Source organism: Chthonomonas sp. (assembly GCF_035294165.1).
Taxonomy (GTDB): domain Bacteria; phylum Armatimonadota; class Chthonomonadetes; order Chthonomonadales; family Chthonomonadaceae; genus Chthonomonas.
In genome coordinates this window covers 1-1,190 of the sequence record NZ_DATGLN010000090.1, presented here as the reverse complement: position 1 = coordinate 1,190, position 1,190 = coordinate 1, and the positions used below count along the sequence as shown (strand labels likewise).

Below are 1,190 nucleotides of genomic sequence, written 5' to 3'. Positions count from 1 at the left end.
TGAGGTACCAAACCGCGGGGTCGATTGGAGCTCTCGCCCGCGACGAGCCTGTTACCCCTGGGGTAACTTTTCTGTCACCTTTGGCCTCCAACTGTGAGGACACAAAGGATCGCTAGGCCAGGCTTTCGCCTCTGAATGTTTCGCGTTTGAACATCCAGTCAAGCTGGCTTTTGGCCTTGCCCTCTACGGCGGAGTTCTGACCCGCCTGAGCCAACCTTTGGGCCCCCTCGATACTTTTTCAAGGGGGTGCCGCCCCAGCCGAACTGCCCACCTGCCGGTGTCCCTCTGACGAGGTTAGCGACGCAGTTCCGAAAGGCCGGTGTTACACTTTCGCCTCCAGAGATCCCGGAGGACCTCCTTCGACGGCTCCCGACTACGCTCTGCAATCGGAACCGCATCGCAGCGACAAGCTGCAGTAAAGCTCCACAGGGACTTCTCTCCCCGATGGAAGTTCGTGGACTGTTCGTCCACGTTACGTGGGTTCGCCGGGTCGCAGATAGGGACAGTGGGGCCCTCGTTGGTCCATTCATGCACGTCGGAACTCACCCGACAAGGCATTTGGCTACCTTAAGAGAGTCAGAGTTACTCCCGGCGTTAAGCGGCCCTTAGCCCAGTTGGACCCAGGTTTTAGGTACCGCCACTGGCCAGGATTCATTGACTGTACAAGTCGTTTCCGATTAGCAGTCAACTGTGTTTTTATTAAACAGTCGGGACCCCCTAGTTATTGCAACCTGCGATTCCAGCTTCTCGCTAAAACCGCAGGCACCCCTTATTCCTAAGTTACGGGGCTAATTTGCCGAGTTCCCTTACCTACAGTACACCCGATACGTCTGAGGCTTCTCACCTAGGGGCACCTGTGTCGGATCTCGGTACGGACACCCCGGTGTCTTAGGTTCGCTTCTTTCACTGTCCCTCAGGATCAAGCGAACAGACCATATGGCCTGCTATTCTAGTCTCGGATGAGTTCTCGTCATTACGACACTCCCCCACCCTCGAACGATTAAACAAGGCGAAAACCTTGCTCGCCCTACCTCAAGGCAAAAGCGAACCGACAATAACGACACCAAGGCGGTACCCGAATATTAACGGGTTTCCCTCTTCGTGTAACGCCGTTGGGATTACACTTAGGACCGACTTACTCCTGGTCGACGACGCGTTGCCAGGAAAACCTTGCCCTTGCGACGATCGGG

At 55.8% G+C, this 1,190-nt stretch carries 1 rRNA gene; it reads right to left on the bottom strand.

Features of this window, described 5'->3' with window-relative positions:
- Nucleotides 1-1,190 (bottom strand): 23S ribosomal RNA (locus VKV29_RS04745); the annotation flags it as partial.